The following is a 19,340-nucleotide window of genomic DNA, read 5'->3' as shown; positions in this document are numbered from 1 at the left end:
CGCCGGCTGCTTGCCAGATGAAGTGGACACGTACACAAGGATCTCCGATCCCCGCCCTCAGCAGGCCCGCCACCCCACTCACACAGGGTGTCTCACACCATCTTGACCAAGAGGGGGTTGGTGAGGACACGGGCCACGGCTGACACCATTGTTGGGACCACGTCTTCGGGTGGGTTGTTCTTGCGTAGGTCGAAGATGATGTTGGTGTAGGTGTCGGGTTCCCATTCCCACTGGGTGCCGTCGTCGTCTTCGGCGTCGAAGTAGCCGCTGCTGCCAGCGGAAACGGTGACGGTGTAGCCGATTTCCTCCCCGAGGTCGGCGGTGAGCAGCCGGGGGTAGCCGGGCAGGGTTGACTCCTCGACGCCGTGCGGGGCGACGAGGGACGCGAGGTCTTCCAGGGGGATGTTGCCGGCTAGGGTCAGTCGGTATTCGATGCCCACGTGTTGCCTGCCTTCTCAGTTGCGTCGGACGATCTGAATGATCGCACCGTTTCGGGTCACCGCTGCCAGTTCCTTGAGGTGCGGGACCGGCCAGTCGTTGAACTGCTTTCGCAGGCCGGCGATGTCGCCGCGCCAGTCGCACAGGTTCAACACCACTCGCTGGGTTTGTTGCCTCGCTACTTTCTGTGACACTTCCGTCCATACCCCGCGTACCGCCTTGCCGGCAGTGGGGGAGTAGCAGTCGAAGACGTGGCCCTCGATGAGGTAGTCCGGATCCTTGTCCGGCTTCCCCCTGTCGCCGGTGTTCTGGCGGGCGTCGGCGATTTCCCGTCGCGTCGGGTTCTGATGCACGCGGTAGCCGTCGTGGGCGAGAGTGTCGGCGCACTCGTTTTCTAACTCCAGCGAGCGTTGTACCACCGTGTCCTCTCGTGGTGGGATCTTCGTTCGGGGCCCAGTGGGCGAGCCGCCGGGAACGCCGGTTGGCGACCGGCTCCAGGATGTGGGACTCGATTCGGGGATTGCTGGGTCATCCGTGGCGGCTGCTGTCGTGGTCGGGCCGTCGGCGGCGGTGGAGTTGGGGGCGGGGCTGGCGGGTGCGGGGCCACCAGCCCCGGTTAGTTTCCCGACGATCCCAGTCGTCGTGCTTCAGCGACCGCTGCCTCGATAGCCTGCCGGGTAGTGCCGGTGCGTTCAACGAGAAGTACCACGATCTGCTTGGCTTCATTTAACGTCTGCAACAGGGGTCCTGGCTGTCCGCCGTGCAGAACGGCTCTGACGAGTTGCTGCACCTCGCCGAGTTGACTTATCACCTGGGTCCCCGCATCGCGGGCGTTGTCCAGTGCGCTCTGCACCGGTGCCAGCCCAGCGACCGTCTCCTGCGGCGTGCCCTGGCGGGGCACCGCCGCGGTCGCCTTTGCCGCCTCCCCGACCGACGCGGAGAAGCGACCAAAGCCGGCCTGGACGTTTTGAATCGCGTCGCGGACCCGGGTCATACCGACGGCCACAGCGGCGAAGCCAGCGCCCGCGGCACGAGCGCCGACCTCCTGCGCTTGGCTACCGGCTGCGGCGGTCAGACCGCGAGCTTTGTCGACACCAGCGGTCAGGGCACCCAACTCGCTGTGGATCTTTTCGATGATCGACACGTGAAGCAATCCTCCGATCGGCGATGACGATGGCTGCGTCCTAACGGGTCGTGCCATCGTGCCAGTGACCGGCCTCGAGCGACTCATCGGTCGGGTCCACATGGCACTGACTGCGGGCTTGCCGGTACCACGAAGCTGGGCGTAGACGCCGTGAGGCCCCTTGGCCTTGCACTCCACGAACATCTGCCGGATCACCCAAGACGTGCGCTCCGGGCCTTCCACGATCAACAGGTCAACGAGGTCCCTATCTCGCTCGATAGCGTGAGGTGGCGGTACTGCGGTCTACCGGCGGTGTTCCGTGCTGCTGGCGCTATAGCCGAAGTGCCTGCCAGTCGAGCACGCCGTCACCGAGCGCGGTGACCGCCCCGACTAGGCCCAAACGGCGTGCTCGCACATCCGGGTTGTCTGCTATCACGAGGATGTCGTTGAAGAACGAGTCCACCGCGGCAGGCAGGTCACCACCTGCGGCGAGCCGAGTCCCGGCCACCACGCACGTGCTCGACTCTTCGCGCCTCGTCGGGTTGCCAACCCCTAAAGACCTACCCGGCGGCGGCGGTGATCTTCCGAGCGAACGTGCTCGCTTCCTGGGCGTCGACGTACCGGGTCCGAGGCCAGAAAAACCCGCGGAGGCCATCCGACTTGTGGCGAGGCACAACGTGGACATGCAGGTGAGGCACACTTTGGCTGACGCGGTGGTTGACAGCAATGAATGCTCCATCGCACCCCAGCCCTGTTTCGACTGCCCTGGTTACCGTTTGAACGTGTTCGAAGAAGGCGCCGGGATCTGCAAGATCGATCAACGTTGGAACGTGGCTCGCCGGAACAACCAGCGTGTGCCCCTTGAAGACCGGACGATGGTCAAGGAACGCCACGGCAACGCTGTCGTGGAGGATCAAATCGGACTTCACGGTGCCCGCAACCACGTTGCAGAAGATGCAGTTCTGGCTGGCCATTCGGCGATGTTAATCGACAACTTGCGCAAAGTGCTTGAGGAAGTTGACGGCAGAAGTCGATACTTGGGGCGGACCACCATAAAAGAGCGAATGGGGCAAATGAATGGAATCGACCGAGCATTTCATCCCACCGACAGCAGCAGACAGGTGCCCGACCTCCCTGTGGTACCCCGACGTCGACTGCCTCGGGAGCCCGTACCTCCTGAGGTGGGCACATCCACTACTTGGCACCAGGTGGTCTTGCCTGGAGCACGCCATCCATGCAATCCGTAACATCCCTGATGTGGTAGTCACGGAGTCTCCAGATCCGACATTTGCGGATGAAATTCGCGTTCGGGCGTTAGATCCGTAATAGTGATCATGAGCTGGCGTGTCTGACACGTGGTATCGGCTGGCATGGTTGCCACAACCGTGTGCGAAGCTGTCGCCGGACCGTTCCCGCACCCTGACGATTCGAGCTGATCATGATCAACGACGAGGCCTACGATCCCCACGCCATCATTGACAAGTGGATGAAGGTCTGGGATGAGTTGCGAGTCTCCGAGGCGCATGGCCTTACGGGCGGTCATGAAGATGAGCCGCGTTCGTATGTGGTGAGCATGTTCCCCTACCCATCCGGCGACCTGCACATGGGTCACGCGGAGGTGTACTCCATTAGTGACGCCATCGCTCGCTACATCCGCATGCAGGGCGGGAACGTGCTCAACGCGATCGGATGGGATTCCTTCGGATTGCCAGCCGAGAATGCAGCGTTGAAGCGAAACCTCGATCCCCGTGATTGGACGTACGCCAACATCGAGACACAGGCAGAGTCGTTCCGGCGCCTCGGTGTCTCCTTCGACTGGCGGACTCGCTTCCATACATCTGACCCGGAGTACTACCGATGGAACCAGTGGCTGTTCCTGAGGCTGTTCGAGGCCGGGCTCGCCTACCGTAAGGAGGCCGCAGTCAACTGGTGTCCAAACGATCAGACGGTGCTTGCCAATGAGCAGGTGATCGGTGGGCACTGCGAGCGTTGTGGCACCGCAGTCGTCCAGCGTCCACTGACCCAGTGGTTCTTCAAGGTCGTCGGTCATGCCCAGCGCATGCTCGACGACATGGCCCAGCTGGAGGGCAAGTGGCCAAACGAGGTCCTTGCCATCCAGCGGAACTGGATTGGCCGCTCCTCCGGCGCGCACATTGACTTCAAGATCGCGGATCGCGATGAGCCGGTGCGAGTGTTCACCACCCGGCCAGACACACTGTTTGGGGCAGTCTTCTTCGTTGTGGCGGTGGACTCGCCGCTGGCCGACGAGCTATGCACGGCAGACCAGCGTGAGGCGTTCGATGCGTATCGCCAACAGGTGGCAATGGCGACGGAGATCGAGCGGCTTGCCACCGACCGGCCCAAGACTGGTGTGTTTATCGGACGGTACGCCAGCAATCCGATCAACGGAGAGCCCCTGCCTGTATACGCGGCAGATTATGTACTGGCGCATTATGGCACCGGCGCAATCATGGCGGTGCCCGCGCACGACCAGCGGGACCTAGACTTCGCCCGAGCGTTCGACCTGCCGATCCGGGTGGTAATTGACAGTGGGCAGCCGGATCCGGCTGCCACCGGGGAAGCCACCGACGGTGACGGCCGTCTGGTCAACTCGGGAGACTTCAACGGTCTGACAATCTCCGAAGGCTCGGAGGCGATCACCACACGTCTGGAGTCCAACGGCGTGGGCGCGGCGGCCGTCACCTACCGATGGCGCGACTGGCTGATCTCACGTCAGCGGTACTGGGGAACGCCAATTCCGATCGTCCACTGTCAGTCGTGTGGTCTTGTGCCCGTTCCAGATGATCAGCTACCGGTTGAGCTGCCGAAGTCCGGGTATCAGCTGCGTCCTGAGGGTGGGAAGTCACCGCTGGAGAGCGCCGAGGAATGGGTCTCTGTTGCGTGTCCGCGCTGTGGCGAACCAGCTCGACGCGACACCGACACGATGGACACATTCGTCGACTCGTCGTGGTACTTCCTGCGCTATCCCAACCCGAACTTCACGGACGGGCCGTTCGACCCGGCCGGCGTGCAGCGTTGGCTGCCGGTGGACGAGTATATCGGGGGCCGCGAACACTCGACCGGCCATCTCATGTACGCGCGTTGGCTCACCAAGGCCCTCCACGACCTGGGCATGCTGTCGTTCACCGAGCCGTTCACGAAGCTGACCAACCAGGGCCAGGTCATCATGAACGGCAAGGCCATGAGCAAGACGCTAGGGAACCTGGTCAACCTCCAAGAGCAGATTTCGCTTTTTGGGCCGGATGCCGTCCGGGTGACCATGGTCTTCGCCGGGCCTCCGGAGGACGACATCGATTGGGCTGACGTGTCGCCGACCGGTGCGGTCAAATGGCTGGGGCGAGTGTGGCGTCTGTCGGGGGAACTGCCCACACAGGTTGAAGGTACCGCCGACGTTGCGCTGCGTCGGAATGTGCACCGGCTGCTCGCCGACACCACCGCGGCGATGGAAGCCCGACGCCTCAATGTGGCGATTGCGCGGTTGATGGAGCTGACCAACGTCCTGCGACGCGCCGTTGATGGCCAGCCGGGCGCGGCAAACCCCGCCGCCCGCGAGGGTGCGGAAGCATTGGTACAGATGCTCTCGTGTTTCGCGCCCTTCACGGCGGAGGAGGCGTGGCAGCGGCTCGGCCACGAGCCTTCGGTCTGTGTGGCTGCCTGGCCGAAGGCGGACCCGCAGCTGCTTGTGGAAGACACCGCCACCTGCATTGTGCAGATCAACGGTAAGGTGCGCGATCGACTGGAGGTCCCAGCCGACGTCAGTGAGGACGCCCTGCGTGAACTCGTCCTGAACGCGGACAAGGTCCGGGCAGCGCTGGGCGAAGGGGGCGTTGATCGAGTGATTGTTCGCGCGCCGAAGCTAGTCAATATCGTTCCTGCGCGGTGACTTGACGGGGTGTTCGCCGATTCTTCACAGCGGCGAACACCCCTACAAAGCCGTGTCAGGTGTGCCGCTGCCAGCGCTGGAAAGCTGCGATGGGTTGCATTCCGAGCGCCTCGTTGATCGCGAGCATATGAGTCTTCGCAGCATTGGGGGATGTAGATGAAGCTGCTACCGGTTCTGCCGTACGGAGCGATTCGATGGTGGCCGCTTTGAGCAGCAGCCCGAGTTGATGCCCGTGGTGCGCGGGCTCGACGATAGCGGGTTCCGGCGCCGCCGTGCCGCATGGCTGGAATGCCGCGTACCGCTTACACCCGGGCGTTCGCGATCCAGCTCTTGCCGGGTGCCTGGCTGGTCACTGTTCCTCCAGCCGGGCTATGGCTGCTGGCAGGGCGGCGGCGCTGGCAACGACGGCGACACCGTCCGGGACCGACCCGGCGTGGTCGCTGGTCCGAATCCATATCGCCGGTATCCCGCATTGAAGCGCGAGCTGGATGTCGTGTTCGAGGCTGTCGCCGATGATGAGCACGTTGCGGCGACGATGTGGCAAGCTCTGGAGACACTGACCGAGCAGCCGCCGGTCGGGCTTGCCTGTGCCGGCGGCAGTGGAAGCGATCACCGCCTTCATCATGCGGCCGAGACCCGCTCGATACACCTTGCTTTCCTGACCGTCGGCCGGACCGTTCGTGATGATTGCCAGGTCGCGGTCCGCCAGTGCTTCGAGAGCCCCAGCGGCTCCCTGGGCGAGCCGCACCCGCCCCCGATGCCGCGTACCGGTGAAGGTGCGAGCAGTCTCGTCGATCACATGGCTGTCTGCTGCGACGCCGCATCGGGCGTACGCCGCTCGCCAAGCGCTGTGCCGATACGTGGGAAGCCAGTCGCGTAGCGGCTGAAGGTCCGACCGTGGACCAGGAAACTGCTCGGACAGCCCGTCCCAGGCGGATAGCCCATAGCGGTCGGTAAGCGGACCCAGCCAATCGGGCTCCCACCAGGCGTCCCGGGCCGCCAGCGGGGCTACGGCTGCGAATAGCTCCTCAACGATGCCGTAGGTCTCATGCGCATAGTGGGCGGCAGCTCGATATCCGGCGTCAACGTTGGGGAGTTCATCGATGAGCGTGCCGTCGAGGTCGAAGATGAGCGTGTCGAATCGGTTCATTGGATGTGTCCATCCGTCATCCAGCTCCACGCTGCCGTTGATCGGCTTTCGTAGAGGTAGTCCGATGCGAGGCTCGCGGCGGCCTTCCGCATCCGCTCACGTTCAGACGGGTCAGCAACGGCACGGATCGCTTGGACAAGGTAACGAGGGGAGGTGCCTTGCACCGCGAGGCCGAAGTGGTGCTCGGCGATCAGATCACCGAGTGCGCCGCGCCGCGGCGCAATGATTGGAAGCTGGTAGAGCAGGGTCTCCCGGAGTCGCATCGGCGGGCATAGATCCCACAGAGCATGTGGTTGATACGCGCAGATCGCTGCGGTGGCGTGCCGCAAGACATCTACGCGCTCCCGCATTCCGAGGGGCCGCTCGGCGAACCGAATGGCGTCTGAACCATCGGCTGCGGCGCGTGCGGCGCGTAACGAGGCGGTCATCATGCCTCGCTGGGGGTAGAGGAACTGGAGGTGGACCTTTAGCGCGTCCTTGCGCGCTTCGAGGACTGCGTTGATCGCCGTGGCAGGGTCGTAGTGGTTCCAGGTGCCGCCGTTCCAGACCAACGTCAGCTCATCGTTGACGGCAACCTCGGATGATTTCGAGGAATTCTCGTTTCTGGATGATAGCCCGACGGGAAGGACGAAGAACCTTGAGTCGAGGTCAGGCGCCATCCGGCTGAGCGGCGACCAGAAGGCGCTGGAGAGCATTCCGATGACAACATGCCGTTCGGCGATCGACGCCACGGTGAACTTGTCAGCCATGCGCAAGCGGCGAAGGTAATCCGCGAGATGAGACTGGTAGGCGCGAGGGGGCACGGTGGCAGTGCGTACGCTCTCATATGTGAGGAACTCCAGGGGCCACACGATCGCGTCGAAGACGCAGAGGGCTTGGGCGGCCCGGAATCGGGCTACGGTCTCCGGTGGAGTGGCAAACCCGTACCAGTAGACGTCGCCTGCTACCGGTGCCGCCTCGCGCACGCTGGCCCAGCGCAGGGCGGGCCAGACCGAGAGGATCTCGGCCTCTGGAGTGTCGGGCACCAGGACCGTAACGTCAGTGTGGTCAGACATGGCGGTAGCGAGTTCGACGGCACGCAAACCGACGCCGTTCAGCCCATCAGCCATGCCGACCCCGAAGTCGATGTACAGCACCGGGACTCTCCTCGATTTGATCATGCTGGGTAGGTGGGAACGAGCTGGGCGAGCTCGACGTCGGGTTGAAGCCAGATGACCGGAATACCGCGCTGTCCCGCCCGTGCCCGGTATCTGGCGAAGTCCGGCCGCTGCCGCGCGCGCCGGCCATAAAGATCCGCTGCTTCGTCGGCCGGAAGGACGACGGCTGAGGCTCCGGCCGTGTGACTGCCTATCTCGACGGTGACACGTGGATTTGCGCGAAGGTTGTGGCACCAGGCAGGGTCGGCCGGCCTACCACCGTCGGAGCCGAACACCATGAGGCGGTCATTATCGATCATGAACTCGAGAACGCAGGTACGTGGGCGTGCCGTCCTAGCCCCGGTCGTGGTTAGCACGAGCATCGGCGACCAGAACGCAGCGCCCGCACGGTCCCGAGCTGAGCGCCATTCCTCGACACGGCTTGCCTTGTGCGCCAACAGGAACGCACGGTTTGTGGCAGCCATCCCATGGGCAAGCACGCTGGGAAGACGCTCTTCGACGAGAGCTGCCGCAGGCGCCTCGACGTGATGCTCGTTGGCAAGGCCCAGGATTAGGCCGAGTTCTCTTTCTGTCCGTGCTGTCATGGGCGTACGACCAACACCGCCGTCGAGAGCTGCCTCGTCCACCCGCCCCCAGTGCTTGGCGACCCAACTCGTGCCGGTGCTGGTAACGATCCCGGAGATCAAGTCCTCGGTGTCGAGTCCGGCTGCGGTGGCGATGCGAGCGGCTTCGATCAAGATCGCGCGGTTGCCGTGCAGCGCGAGGTTGTTGCATAGCTTTAACACCATCCCGGCACCGACCGGGCCTGCGTGAATGACGTTGTCGCTGTACAGGCTGAACACTGGCCTAAGACCTTTGATGGCTTCCTGGTCGCCGCCGACGAACAAGGTCAGGCTGCCGTCGCTCATCTGGCCCTGCCCTCTGCTCATGCCGGCGTCTACCAGGCCGATACCTCTGGCTGCAAGCCGGTCAGATGCCTCTCGGGCCGTCGTAGGAGCAACGGTCGAATGCAGGACCACCAGCGTGCCAGGCGTGCCGACGGAAGCGATGTCGTCAACGACGTTAAGTGCCTGTGTATCCGTGGCGACGATGACCAGAATGACGCGGCAGCGCCGAGCCACGGCTGCAGCGGAATGCCCCCAGGCTTCGTGCGGCCACCGTGCCGCAGCGTCGGCGAGGCTGTCATTGACGAGGATGTCGGCGTCGACCGCCTGCAGCCGGGTGGCGATCGTGGCACCCATCTCGCCGAGGCCAATGACGCCGATTCGCTGGGTCTGCGGGTTCACGGCTGACCTCCCGTGACGACTTGGTGGTAATAGGTGAGCATTGTGTGCAGGTCGGGTAGCGGCGAGGGTGACGCCAAGACGGTGCGGTGAAGGTCCCAAACCGTCTGCCAGTAGCTCCGCACCGTCCGGTTGGCTCGCCGGAGGGTGAGAGCACTTGCGGTTGGCGGGTCCATGATGGCTATCGCGGAGTCGGACCTGGCGACCGACATTCGCGTCGTACCCCCCAGCGACGGGGCCGGTGTGTGCGCCAGGTGATCGACTCGCCCGCTACATAGGTTCGCGGCGATCGACCGAGCCAGCGAGACCGCCTTAACCTGGTGCAGGTTCTCGGCCGCTACCACATGGTCTACTGGGTGCCCGATCAACTCGCCGACGACGTCCGGCAGGTAGGTCATGATCGTGGAGCGGTACTGCTGGAGTCTTGCCTCGCTGGGCGTGACCTGTTTGCCAGACGGCCGTAACGAGTACAGAGCGCTTAGATCGTCGGACCTCACATCGATGCCACGCCGGGCGACGGCCCTGGTAACCACCGAGCGCACCGAGGGATCGTCGGTCCGAGCGATCGTCAGCGAGCGAGGCGCGGCGATCGTCGCAGCGAGTCGCGAGATGATTGCATGCAGGACATCGCCGAAGGCCCGCCAGCCTTCGTGCGCTGCCGGTGCCGTGATCTGTTCTTCCCCGATGGGAAGGTAGATTAGGCAGTCCGTGGCGGCGAGCGATGCTACCGCGAGAGCCATCATGGTGTCGGTCAGGTAGTCGAGTCGGAGTCTCGCAAGGCTGGCATTGCTGTATCCGACGCACCCACCGCCGACGATCACCGATGCTCCGGGACGTGGCGGATCGAAGTCTGCGTTCACGGCCACGGCAAGACCGCTCTGCACAGCAGGAAACGATCCCAGTCCGACGTTGGATGGCGCAGCGAGGCCATGCAACGCGAATAGACGCTGTTTGTCCATGCGGTAAACGGAGCGCAGAATCTTCGCACTGTCGCACCTTGTGATCGTCGTGCTCATGACGCACCACAAAAGTCGTCAATGTGCTGGCAGATTCGGTCTACCTCGTCGTTGGTGAGCTCCGGCCAGATTGGGATCGATAGCGCCGTGGCCGCCCGTTGTTTGGCGTGGGTCAGGTCCTCGCTTCGGCTGACTGCGGCGATGGGCGGGTGATCGCCAAGGAGATGCGGGTAGCACACCATCGATCCGATACCGTGCGCCTTGAGATGATGACGCAGTCGATCGCGATCAGGATGCGCCACAGTAAACTTGTGGTACACGTGCGTACTCATACCCTCTGGTACGGGCGGCAATGCTACTGCTACGCCAGCGAGGTTGGTCCAGTATCGCTCGGCGATGGTGCGACGTCGGCTGATCCACGAGTCCAGGTGCGGAAGCTTGTGGGCGAGCACCCGAGCCTCGAAGGGGTTGAGCCGGCTGTTGAGGCCGAACAATGGGTGCCAGAAGCCGCTGGTTGATCCGTATGCGCGTAGTGCTTGCAGCGTCTCGATCTGATGTTCGTCGTTGGTGAGGACGGCACCACCGTTCGATGTGCAGGACAGGTGCTTGGACCAGTTGAAACTCACCGCCGCCGAGTCACCGAACGTTCCGACGGCGTGATCACCGTGGTACGCACCGAGCGCCTGTGCGCAGTCCTCGACCAGGGCGATGCCGTGGTCCACGGCGAGTTGAGAGAGCCTGCGCATGTGGGCCGCCTCGCCGAACATGTGCACCGGGAGCAGTGCAACGGTGCGTGAGGTGATCGCAGCCTCGGCCGCCGCGGGATCGATCACATAGCCCTCGGACTGCGTATCGACGAGGACCGGCGTCAAACCGGCTCGCACGATCGCGGCGGCGCTGGCGAAGAACCCGAAGCCGCATAGGATCACCTCACCGCCACGAGGCAGGTCGAGCGCCGTCAGGGCGATCGTGAGCGCGTCCGTTCCGCTCGCGGTTCCGACCGCGAATCGGCTACCCGCGTACCGGGCGAGGCGTTGTTCGAAGTGCTGAACCTCGCGGTTGAAGGCGCTATCGTCGGTTAGGTCGGCTGTCGCGAGTGCTGAGGTCAGTTCGTGGGCGAGCGCGTGGTGCTGCCGACTGTTGGTGTGAAACGGAATCGTCATCGCGCACCCGCAGCCTGCAGCGCGCGGCGCTGCGCTTCGACTCGAATGACCACGTCCTGGCGGAGGGCGGCGTTGTAGCGCATGTCGGTTAGGAGCTTCATGTTGCCGGCCAGCGCTTGCTCGGCTTCGTCGAGAAACTGCTGCCAGGGCTTCTCGATGTCGGAGCCGAACAGTTCCACGAGACTGCGCCAGGACTGTTCGTATGCGGTGACCGAGGCCGTCCATTCCTGCATGGTGCGCCGCGGCGTGTGCCCGCACGGCAGTGCACTGGTCGCCAAGACACGGCGACCCGCCGCCAGCGAGCTGGCGGACAGCGTGGGGCCGATGAGTGTGTCGAGTCGGAGTGCGTCGTTGACGGCGCGTGCGAACGGCTCCCGTCGCGCCAGCGTGCCTCCAGCTCCACCTTGTACGTACGGCTTGCAGACGGGAGCCCCGGACGCCCGCTCCATGGCGGCCACGAATGTCGCGGATGACAGCGTTTCCCACACGCGGCACTTTGCGTGCACCACGAGACCGCTGGTGGCGTCGAGGTTCGGACTCTCGTCGAGCATCAGATTTGCGACTTGCCAGTGCTCGATTGAACGCAGCTCAGCGTCGGCATCGAGGAAGCCGACGCGGTCCGATCTGAGGCCGAGCTGGTCGGCCATCCTTAGCCCATGGCGGACCGCGCGGATGTAGCCGATCGGACCATTGATGGCGACGATCGCCAACCGGTCGTCGATGGGTGCGAGCCTGGATCGGATGTCAGCCACGCGGGAGGATGCGTCTGTGCCGTTGACGATCACCAGGTGGGCCGTGTCCACGCCGCTGGTCGTTGCTGAGTGGTCGCTGGTGATGACGGAGTTGACAGGATCATGGTTCGGCCCGACTGGCACGATCACGCCGAGCATAGATGTTGTTACGGCTGGGAGGTGGAGAGTGACTGCGTCTTCCGCAGCGTCGATCATCGGTGTGCCTCCGTGGCGATCTGAGTGGCGGCGTTCAGACCACGGCGTATGGCGACATCCATGTTGATGTAGCCGTACCCTGCGAGTCGTCCAGCCGGAATGATCGGGTTGCGCCTGAACGCGGTCAGGCGTCTCTCAAGCGATGCCTGGGTCGCGAGGTTTGTCCCAGCTGCATCAAGGACCGGGTAATGCTTGGCGTCGGCGCCAGGAAACTCGCGCATGACCACGGTGCCGGAAATATCGTGGAGGTCATCGAGCGCCCATTTCGTCTCGATGGTGCGAGTCCAGGGAACCGCCAGCGCTGGCTCGTTGACGACCATCGCCGGCTGTGCGAGCGTGACACCTCGCAGCAGCGTGGATTCCAGCCGGACTCCGCGCCATGGGAGTGCGCCAGGCTCGGCGAAGAAGTCGTCGAGCGCGGATGTGACGATGACCGGCTCACCACGCGCCGCCACGTCCGACATGTGATCCGCTGTGACGGTGGTGCCAAGATTTACCTCGGCCTCTTGGAGCATCGCCTCGACGAGCATGCCGTAGCCGGCACGCGGCCATCCTTGGAAAGGATCTCGGAAGAAATCCAGGTAGCCGTCGTCGCGAAGCTCGACGCGCCCTTTCGCCACGGATGCCGACAACGTATGTGGGTCACGACCCCACTGCTTTACGGTGTACGGGCCGACGCACTCGTCGTAGAGGGTGCGACCGAGCAGCGACACGCAGTACGTCTCGAAGTTCGTGGTGTCCACCGAGGTGGGGCGCCGGTTGAGTTCGTAAACGAGCTGAGCACCGTCCGGGAGCTGCGACACTGCCGAGCGCTGGATTGGCCATGGAATGAGCTGGCCGCGCACTCTGATCACCACGCGGTGCCGGTACGGCACGAAGTCCGCCAGCTTGGTTACCAACCGCCAGACGGGCTCGTCGGTGGTATGGAAGATGTGGGCCCCGTGCGGCTCATAGGGAATGCCGTGCATCCACTCAGTCCGCACGTGGCCACCGACGACCTGTTCGCGCTCGAAGACACGTACTGCGTAGCCAAGCTGGCCGAGTTGCCACACAGCTGCTGCACCGGTGATACCCGCGCCGATGACGACCGCGCTTCGACCCATGGTCCGCTCCTCGCCTTGATGCACTTAGTTCGATCCTTGGCAAGGAGGCTCCCCGGTTCCGGTCGGATCGCGTCAGCTCAACGTGGGGGTCCATCACGGACCCCGGGGGTGACGATTGCAGGAGTGCCCAAATTCGGGCTGTCGATCTTGCTGTTGGCGTTCATGCCGGAACCCACATAATCTGGACCCCATGGCCAACCAAGATCAGCCTTTGTCCACGCGACGCGGGCTTAGTGGCGACCACGCCGTTGAGCTCGTTGACAAGGTGGTGACCGAGGCTGGCTATCGAACGGATGGCATCGCGCTGCTACGGCCACCAGCGGACAATGCGATGGTCGCCATCTCGCCAATCGGCCTGGTTGCCCGGGTTGGTGTAGACATTGCGTTTCGGGAACGCCTTGCGAACGAGGCGCGCGTCGCCCGATGGCTGAAGGCGCGCGGAATGCCTGCCGTCCAGCCTGCGGAGATGCCTGGCCTCTCTCAGCTCGACATCATCGATGGTCGAGTCTTCACCTGGTGGACCTACCTTCCCCAAGACGGTTCAGCGACCGTTCGTGACCTCGGTCGTGCGCTGCGGCGGCTACACGAACAAGGCCCACGGTGGCCCCATCTCCCGACGCTCGATCCATGGGCACGGGTCGCATCGCAGCTCGAGACTGCGACCCTTCCCGATGGTGATGCGAATGAGCTCCAGCGGCATTGGCGCAGACTTACGCTGCGTTGGCAGCGCTCAGGCTGGAGCCATAGGGCAGCGTCGGTCATCCACGGCGACGCACACCGCGGCAACATTCTGATTTCCCAGGGAGTCGGCTACCTACTCGACTTCGAAGACACCCGGCTGGGGCCACCGGAATGGGATCTTGCGTACGTCATCGCGTCCGCGAGGGTCGGATGGCTTTCGGCCAGCGAAATCGACGCCTTCTGGCACGAGTACGGCCCGATGCCTGATCACGATGCTGATTTCGAACTTCTTGTCGATATCGCGCAGTTCCGGCGCACATGCTGGCTGGCATCCAGACTTCCGTTCGAACCCAAGCTGTTGGACCAGGTTCGGCATCGAATCGCGACCATCGTCGATCCCGGTCTTCCGCGCTATTGGCTGCCGGTATAGGCACTACAGGCTGGGCGTCCAGGGCCAGGGTCGCTCGCCGTGCTCGCCTCGCAGACAGTCGACTCGGTACAGCGCGTCGCGAACCATGGTCGGGTCACGGTCCGCGAGCTGCACCAGGTAGGTTGCCATCCTGAGTTCCCGAGTATTTCGCATCAGATGGAAGCCCGCCCAGCACGTGACGTCTGACCCATAAACCTCAACGAACTGCTGGTACTGGTTCTCGGTGATCCATCCGAATGACCTGAGCCTGATCGCCGACGATACAAGATCCCACTCCGGTGGACCAACCGAGCACCGTTCCAGGTCCAACAAGACCGCTTGGCCGTCAGGCGTGATGGCAACGTTGCCCACCCAAGCGTCACCATGCACTACGCAGTGAGGAAGGCCTACCGGCAGGCGAGACCAGCTCAGGCGCAAGTCTTCAACATGGCGCAGCAGCCAGTCTTGCCGGACCTGGTCGATGCAGGTGCTCTCGCTGATGCGTTGCTCTAGCCGGACGAGTGGATCGAGCCGGGGCAGGCCCAAAGCCGCCGGAATCGGGAGGGCGTGCAGTTGCCGTAGGATACGCGGGACATCGATCACCTCACCCATTCGGTGTGGGGGTAGCTGTCGCCAGAACACCACGGGGACGTCCCCGACGACGACGGGCTGCGGACCGACGTCGCTCAGCGCTACTGCAGGAAATCCCGCCTCGCTCAACCATTGCGCCACCGCTACCTGCCGGGCCGACGCGGCGGCCGTCCCAGGCCGGCCGACCTTGGCGATCGTGGATGAGTCCACGCGCCAAACGGCGTTCTCGCCATGGCGAATCAACTCCATCGTCCCCGTGGCCAAGCCAACCTGCTTGCAGGCAGTGGAAACCTCCTCGTAGGTGGCGATGCTCATGCGTAGGTCGCCTCGAAGATCGCTTCCCGGAGCTCCGCAACGGCTGGCAAACTTCGGTGTTGGCCCGAGACCCGCACCAATTCGCGGAGCCCTTCAACGACGCGCGCAGATTGAAGCCCTTCCAGCCGCCGGATGGTCCGCAGCCCCAGATCGGATGCTTCTGCAGGATCTCCTTGGGACATCAACAGAGTGGCCATCTTGATGGCTGACTGAGCGGTTGACCTCGCGTATCCATCCCCGTGCCGGTTGATCGCAGCGTTAAGCCGAGCGATGGCTTCGACGGTCGCACAGCCGTTCATCGCGATGCTGAACAATGCATGACCGGTGTCTCCGAGGTGTTGGGCCTGGTCGTAATACTTCATCCATGGCCGTTCCGGCTCTGCCCCGACACGCTCGAATGCCCTGTCCGCCGCTGCAACCGCCGCGATCGTCTCCGCCCGTAGGCCCATCCTCGCCAAGGCACGCGCCCGACCGGTGTAAAGCATCGCCTGCTCCGCGGGGGTCAGCCTGCCGAGATCGAGCGCTGTATCGAGCCATTTGAGGGCATCCGAAGGGGAACCACACCAAATCGCCTGCCGGGCTCGGTGCGACAGCAGCTTTGCTTGAAGGTGCGGATCGCCAGCAGTGGCAGCGCACTCCGATGAAAATTCGAAAATTTTCTGTGCCTGGGACTGATTGTTCGCGTCGAAGCTCATGAAGCCAGCGACAGCGCCGAGACGCGCAACAGCGGCGAATAGATCTAGCGCCAGACCGTCGGCGCAGCGTTGCCGCAGTAGTCGAGCCGCCCAACGCAAGTGAGCCTCGGCAGCTTGCCGCGCGACACCGCCCCCATGAGCGAAGTCCCACGAGGTGAGGAGCGAGGCGAGGCTGATGATCTGTTCAACATCGTCCCTGGTGACGACAGCTGGAACCTCCTCCGCGAATAGCGAAGGGGCATTGTCATGCGACTTATCAGGCGGTACCGCTATGTCCTCATACGCGAGGCCCATCATGTGGCGTGGGATGCCGAGCCCTTCTGCGATGCGTTCCAATACCTCGTAGGCGGTGACCTGCTGCGTTCCCTTGGAGATCGCGCGGACACGAGTCTCTGCCAGTCCTGTGCATCCAGCGATGCGGGTACGTGAGTAGCCGTGGGAACGAAGGAACCGGAAGAGCAACGACATGTCACGTGCTCGGAGAGCAGCGGCGACCGACTTGCCCTCGAACGTGGCCTGGCGCCACCAACTCTCGTCGTGTCGTTCTGAATCGAGCACCGTCACCTCCCCGACGTGCTGCCCGTGCTATGCAGCGTACGCGCAAATCGACAAGCATTGGTACTGGGTATTGCACTGTCTGACGTGGTTGTCTGGCAAGGGCTGGTAGCCGCCGCCGTCACGATGGGGGTACACCCTGAACCCGTATCGGGGTTTGATACCCGACAGATGGCGGTTGTGACCGTGTGGGTATGGCCCTGCCGCTGTTGTCGAACCCGCGGCGACAGGCGCGGGCGGGCCAAGGCAGGCTCGCCCCATCCACGACCTACGCGGAGGTGTGCCTAATGTCAACGGCGAGCCAGAGCTATCCATGAGCTGATCTTTGCCGCGTGCGGGGCGACATGCAGCTCTGGCGTGTCGTGGTCCAGGGCGAGGTCGGTCCTGTCGTCGGTGGCACATCGGGTGAGCCGGCAGGCACTAGCGTCCGCACGCCTGCGCATTAGATCGCTACAGTTCGTGGATGATTGTGTGGGTCGCGTCGTTCCCCCGCTCGGGCAACACGTAGGTCCGCTCGATCCCGGTCACGATCGCGGTCCTCAACTGTTGCCCGTCGGCGGACAGCTCGCTCACGAGTGGGTAGGGCCTTTCCCGGCAGATGCGCCTGCGACAAGTAAGTAGCAGCCTGTCGCACGACCTCGTTCTCCTGCTCCAACAACCTTTGCTTGCGTACCTCCCGCAACTCGGCCGACTCGCCGCTGGCCGTCCCAGGGGTAGCGCCGGCGTTGACACCGGCCTGGCGAAGCCACGTGAGCAACGTCGTACCGTTGAGAACGTAAACCGAAAGCGTCAGGTACTGCCCAAACGCTGAACTAGCGCTGAACTTCGTCCGAACCGACCGCGCTACCCGCCGACGTCAAGTGTCACGATGGAGCCATGATGGAGCTGGAGGGTGTACCGGTCACCGTCGACGAGTTGAGCGCCATTGCGCTCATCAACTACGGCCACTTTACGTCGATGCGCGTCGAAGGTAGTCAGGTACGCGGGCTTGACCTGCACCTGGAGCGGCTTGCACGGGACAGCCAGGCTGTATTCGGAGTGGGGGTGGACACCGAAAAGGTTCGGGCGCTGGCTCGAAAACTAGCCGTGCAGGTCTCGGTTCCGGTGATCATGCGAGTTACGATCTTCGATCCCGAACTTAGCCTCGGTCACCCAGCCGTCGGCAGCGAACCCCGCGTCTTGGTCACCCTACGGCCCGTCGGACCTGGAGGGGAACCTCCGATACGCCTAAAATCAGTGCCTTACCAGCGGGAACTGCCAGAGGTGAAGCATATCGGGTTGTTTGGAACGGTTCACCAGCGTCGCCGCGTACAGCGAGCTGGATTCGATGACGTACTCTTTGTGGATGCGAGTGGCCGGGTCAGCGAGGGTGCAACCTGGAACATTGGATTCCTTCGTAACGGCAGGGTGAGCTGGCCGGATGCCAACTGCCTCTCGGGAGTCACGATGCGGCTGGCATCCGCGGCCATGGAGCGACAGGGGATCGAAGTTCACTGGGAGCCGATCACCCTCAGCGAGATTTCCCAGGCAGACAGCGCGTTCATCACCAACGCCGGTGTTGGGTTGCGACCCGTTGCCGCCATCGATGGCTTGCTCCTGAGTGATGGCGCGAGCTTCGTTGATCAGCTCCGAAAGGAGTACGAAGCGACGCGGTGGCAGCCGCTGTAGCCGCTGCGTGCGTTACGTCCTGTTGACGGGGTAGAGCAAGCCGTGGTCATGTGGTATCTATGTCGATCGAGGATTGACCGTTGATAGAGATAGTGACCAAAGGACTACACGTTGATGACGGTGAGCAAGTGGTCCGGACGCGAGACTCGCGCGTTGCGGGAGGCCAAACGGATGAGCCTTCGGGAATTCGCTGCTTACCTAGGCGTTAGCGACAGGACCATCTCTAAGTGGGAAGCGGGTGCTGACCGCATCCGGCCCCGCCCAGAAAGCCAGGCGATCTTGGACACTGTTCTCCAGAGAGCCAGCGACGACGTGCGCACCCGTTTCGATCTGTTGATGGGCCGCGGAGCTGGGTACACAGAGGCCCCACGACGTCCGTTTGGCTCTACATCGAGCACCGAGTCACTCTCCGGGGTGGTGGAGGTAGAACAGACGCACCCGCGGACAGGGAAGCTGATGACACTAATCCCTGGTGGGTCATTCCTGTTTGGCGTGAACAATCAAGTATTGGAGTTGCCGCCTTTCTACATTGACGTAACGCCGGTGACCAACGCCGACTATGCGCAGTTCGTTGCTGAGCGGGGATATCGGGCCCCTCAACACTGGCGAAATGGTAGCTTTCCTGACGACCTAAGCGATCACCCAGTGGTTAACGTAACCTACCGGGATGCTGAGGCGTATTGCTGCTGGGCCGGTAACGCCCTTCCCACCGAGCAACAGTGGGAAAAAGCCGCTCGAGGCGTTGACGGTCAAGCCTTTCCATGGGGTAACCAGGTAACCATTGCGAAGTGCAACGTTCGTGAGTCGGGTATCGGCGGAACTACGCCGGTCGAGCGCTATCACAGTGGTGTTAGTCCCTACGGGGTTTACGACCTAAGCGGAAACACTTGGGAGTGGTGTTCGACCGAGACTGACCCAGGCCGCTACGTCCTGAGAGGACGTCTGATTCACGTATTTTGTGTGTGTTGTGGTTGTAGTGGTTCTCGCCAGGTTGGGGTGGTTTCGGCGGTGAGGCGTTTGGCGAGGTTGTCGATCATGGCGAGGGTGATCATGCTGGCGGAGTTGTCGGGTCGTGCTTCGTAGTCGCGGACGAGTCGGCGGTGGTGCATGAGCCAGCCGATGGTGCGTTCGACGACCCATCGCCGTTTGACCACGCTGAAGCCTTTGGCTTGGGGGTTTTTGGTGACGGTCTCGACGTCGAC

General features: G+C 63.3%; 17 protein-coding genes and 3 pseudogenes. 4 read left to right on the top strand and 16 right to left on the bottom strand.

From position 1 onward, the window contains the following. Window positions 1-116 precede the first annotated feature (116 nt). The 5 genes and pseudogenes from SALPAC6_RS26190 to SALPAC6_RS0116305 form a co-directional block, all read right to left on the bottom strand. A pseudogene (locus tag SALPAC6_RS26190) lies at window positions 117-440 on the bottom strand (SitI3 family protein); the annotation flags it as partial. 15 nt (window positions 441-455) lie between these two features. Beyond that, window positions 456-857, bottom strand: coding sequence for a CdiA C-terminal domain-containing protein (locus SALPAC6_RS0116320; RefSeq protein ID WP_018254449.1), 402 nt, complete (start codon window positions 855-857; stop codon window positions 456-458). 197 nt (window positions 858-1,054) lie between these two features. Continuing rightward, a complete protein-coding gene (locus SALPAC6_RS0116315) occupies window positions 1,055-1,582 on the bottom strand; it encodes a DUF6244 family protein (protein WP_018254448.1) in 528 nt (175 codons plus the stop codon). Between the two features lie 310 nt (window positions 1,583-1,892). Then, a complete protein-coding gene (locus SALPAC6_RS29460) occupies window positions 1,893-2,069 on the bottom strand; it encodes a hypothetical protein (RefSeq protein WP_020493593.1) in 177 nt (58 codons plus the stop codon). Between the two features lie 52 nt (window positions 2,070-2,121). Beyond that, window positions 2,122-2,535, bottom strand: a complete 414-nt coding sequence (locus SALPAC6_RS0116305) for an HIT family protein (RefSeq protein WP_018254446.1) — start codon at window positions 2,533-2,535, stop codon at window positions 2,122-2,124. Window positions 2,536-2,999: 464 nt separating this feature from the next. On the opposite strand from SALPAC6_RS0116305, the gene leuS reads away from it, so the two are divergent. Then, window positions 3,000-5,465 carry a leucine--tRNA ligase gene (gene leuS, locus SALPAC6_RS0116300; protein WP_018254445.1) on the top strand — a complete coding sequence of 822 codons (2,466 nt, stop codon included), beginning with the start codon at window positions 3,000-3,002 and terminating at the stop codon, window positions 5,463-5,465. A gap of 349 nt (window positions 5,466-5,814) precedes the next feature. Here the strand turns inward: leuS and SALPAC6_RS0116295 are convergent, their stop codons facing one another. From SALPAC6_RS0116295 to SALPAC6_RS0116265, 7 genes are all read right to left on the bottom strand, one after another. Next, a complete protein-coding gene (locus SALPAC6_RS0116295) occupies window positions 5,815-6,615 on the bottom strand; it encodes an HAD family hydrolase (RefSeq protein ID WP_018254444.1) in 801 nt (266 codons plus the stop codon). Next, window positions 6,612-7,751 carry a glycosyltransferase family protein gene (locus SALPAC6_RS0116290; RefSeq protein WP_018254443.1) on the bottom strand — a complete coding sequence of 380 codons (1,140 nt, stop codon included), beginning with the start codon at window positions 7,749-7,751 and terminating at the stop codon, window positions 6,612-6,614. Before SALPAC6_RS0116290 ends, SALPAC6_RS0116295 begins: the two co-directional genes overlap by 4 nt. A gap of 20 nt (window positions 7,752-7,771) precedes the next feature. Beyond that, entirely contained in the window at window positions 7,772-9,058 is a 1,287-nt protein-coding gene (locus SALPAC6_RS0116285; protein WP_018254442.1) for a nitroreductase family deazaflavin-dependent oxidoreductase, read from the bottom strand. Then, on the bottom strand, window positions 9,055-9,921 hold the full coding sequence (locus tag SALPAC6_RS26185; protein WP_162561518.1) for a hypothetical protein: 867 nt from the start codon (window positions 9,919-9,921) through the stop codon (window positions 9,055-9,057). Before SALPAC6_RS26185 ends, SALPAC6_RS0116285 begins: the two co-directional genes overlap by 4 nt. Before the next feature lie 146 nt (window positions 9,922-10,067). Then, window positions 10,068-11,174, bottom strand: coding sequence for a DegT/DnrJ/EryC1/StrS family aminotransferase (locus SALPAC6_RS0116275; RefSeq protein WP_018254440.1), 1,107 nt, complete (start codon window positions 11,172-11,174; stop codon window positions 10,068-10,070). Further along, window positions 11,171-12,121, bottom strand: coding sequence for a glycosyltransferase family protein (locus SALPAC6_RS0116270; RefSeq protein WP_026189738.1), 951 nt, complete (start codon window positions 12,119-12,121; stop codon window positions 11,171-11,173). The genes SALPAC6_RS0116275 and SALPAC6_RS0116270 overlap by 4 nt, the downstream gene beginning before the upstream one ends. Continuing rightward, window positions 12,118-13,224, bottom strand: coding sequence for a UDP-galactopyranose mutase (locus SALPAC6_RS0116265; protein WP_018254438.1), 1,107 nt, complete (start codon window positions 13,222-13,224; stop codon window positions 12,118-12,120). The genes SALPAC6_RS0116270 and SALPAC6_RS0116265 overlap by 4 nt, the downstream gene beginning before the upstream one ends. 190 nt (window positions 13,225-13,414) lie before the next feature. Here SALPAC6_RS0116265 and SALPAC6_RS0116260 point away from each other — a divergent pair, with 190 nt between their 5' ends. Continuing rightward, complete coding sequence (locus tag SALPAC6_RS0116260) at window positions 13,415-14,335, top strand: phosphotransferase enzyme family protein (protein WP_080636081.1); 921 nt, start codon at window positions 13,415-13,417, stop codon at window positions 14,333-14,335. Between the two features lie 3 nt (window positions 14,336-14,338). Here SALPAC6_RS0116260 and SALPAC6_RS0116255 read toward each other — a convergent pair whose 3' ends face one another. From SALPAC6_RS0116255 to SALPAC6_RS30815, 3 genes are all read right to left on the bottom strand, one after another. After that, window positions 14,339-15,220, bottom strand: a complete 882-nt coding sequence (locus SALPAC6_RS0116255) for a phosphotransferase enzyme family protein (RefSeq protein ID WP_018254436.1) — start codon at window positions 15,218-15,220, stop codon at window positions 14,339-14,341. Further along, on the bottom strand, window positions 15,217-16,473 hold the full coding sequence (locus SALPAC6_RS26180) for an XRE family transcriptional regulator (RefSeq protein ID WP_162562068.1): 1,257 nt from the start codon (window positions 16,471-16,473) through the stop codon (window positions 15,217-15,219). The genes SALPAC6_RS0116255 and SALPAC6_RS26180 overlap by 4 nt, the downstream gene beginning before the upstream one ends. Before the next feature lie 447 nt (window positions 16,474-16,920). After that, on the bottom strand, window positions 16,921-17,043 hold the full coding sequence (locus tag SALPAC6_RS30815) for a hypothetical protein (RefSeq protein ID WP_018254434.1): 123 nt from the start codon (window positions 17,041-17,043) through the stop codon (window positions 16,921-16,923). A gap of 303 nt (window positions 17,044-17,346) precedes the next feature. Here SALPAC6_RS30815 and SALPAC6_RS0116240 point away from each other — a divergent pair, with 303 nt between their 5' ends. Together SALPAC6_RS0116240 and SALPAC6_RS31300 are read left to right on the top strand one after the other, a co-directional pair. Then, window positions 17,347-18,138 carry an aminotransferase class IV family protein gene (locus SALPAC6_RS0116240; protein ID WP_018254433.1) on the top strand — a complete coding sequence of 264 codons (792 nt, stop codon included), beginning with the start codon at window positions 17,347-17,349 and terminating at the stop codon, window positions 18,136-18,138. A 114-nt stretch (window positions 18,139-18,252) separates the two neighbouring features. Next, window positions 18,253-19,038: pseudogene (locus SALPAC6_RS31300) on the top strand (SUMF1/EgtB/PvdO family nonheme iron enzyme); the annotation flags it as partial. A gap of 47 nt (window positions 19,039-19,085) precedes the next feature. Here SALPAC6_RS31300 and SALPAC6_RS30320 read toward each other — a convergent pair. After that, window positions 19,086-19,340 (bottom strand): annotated as a pseudogene (locus SALPAC6_RS30320) (IS5 family transposase); the annotation flags it as partial.

The sequence above is a fragment of the Salinispora mooreana genome, from assembly GCF_000379065.1.
Taxonomy (GTDB): domain Bacteria; phylum Actinomycetota; class Actinomycetes; order Mycobacteriales; family Micromonosporaceae; genus Micromonospora; species Micromonospora mooreana.
Note: the sequence above shows the minus strand (reverse complement) of the source record. Positions and strands in the feature narration are given on the sequence as shown.

Excerpts from the sequence above, each read along its gene's own strand:
- SALPAC6_RS0116260 (WP_080636081.1), top strand. The coding sequence starts at position 13,415 with ATGGCCAACCAAGATCAGCCTTTGTCCACGCGACGCGGGCTTAGTGGC.
- leuS (WP_018254445.1), top strand. The coding sequence starts at position 3,000 with ATGATCAACGACGAGGCCTACGATCCCCACGCCATCATTGACAAGTGG.
- SALPAC6_RS0116305 (WP_018254446.1), bottom strand. The coding sequence starts at position 2,535 with ATGGCCAGCCAGAACTGCATCTTCTGCAACGTGGTTGCGGGCACCGTG.
- SALPAC6_RS0116255 (WP_018254436.1), bottom strand. The coding sequence starts at position 15,220 with ATGAGCATCGCCACCTACGAGGAGGTTTCCACTGCCTGCAAGCAGGTT.
- SALPAC6_RS0116270 (WP_026189738.1), bottom strand. The coding sequence starts at position 12,121 with ATGATCGACGCTGCGGAAGACGCAGTCACTCTCCACCTCCCAGCCGTA.
- SALPAC6_RS0116240 (WP_018254433.1), top strand. The coding sequence starts at position 17,347 with ATGATGGAGCTGGAGGGTGTACCGGTCACCGTCGACGAGTTGAGCGCC.
- SALPAC6_RS0116295 (WP_018254444.1), bottom strand. The coding sequence starts at position 6,615 with ATGAACCGATTCGACACGCTCATCTTCGACCTCGACGGCACGCTCATC.
- SALPAC6_RS0116265 (WP_018254438.1), bottom strand. The coding sequence starts at position 13,224 with ATGGGTCGAAGCGCGGTCGTCATCGGCGCGGGTATCACCGGTGCAGCA.
- SALPAC6_RS0116275 (WP_018254440.1), bottom strand. The coding sequence starts at position 11,174 with ATGACGATTCCGTTTCACACCAACAGTCGGCAGCACCACGCGCTCGCC.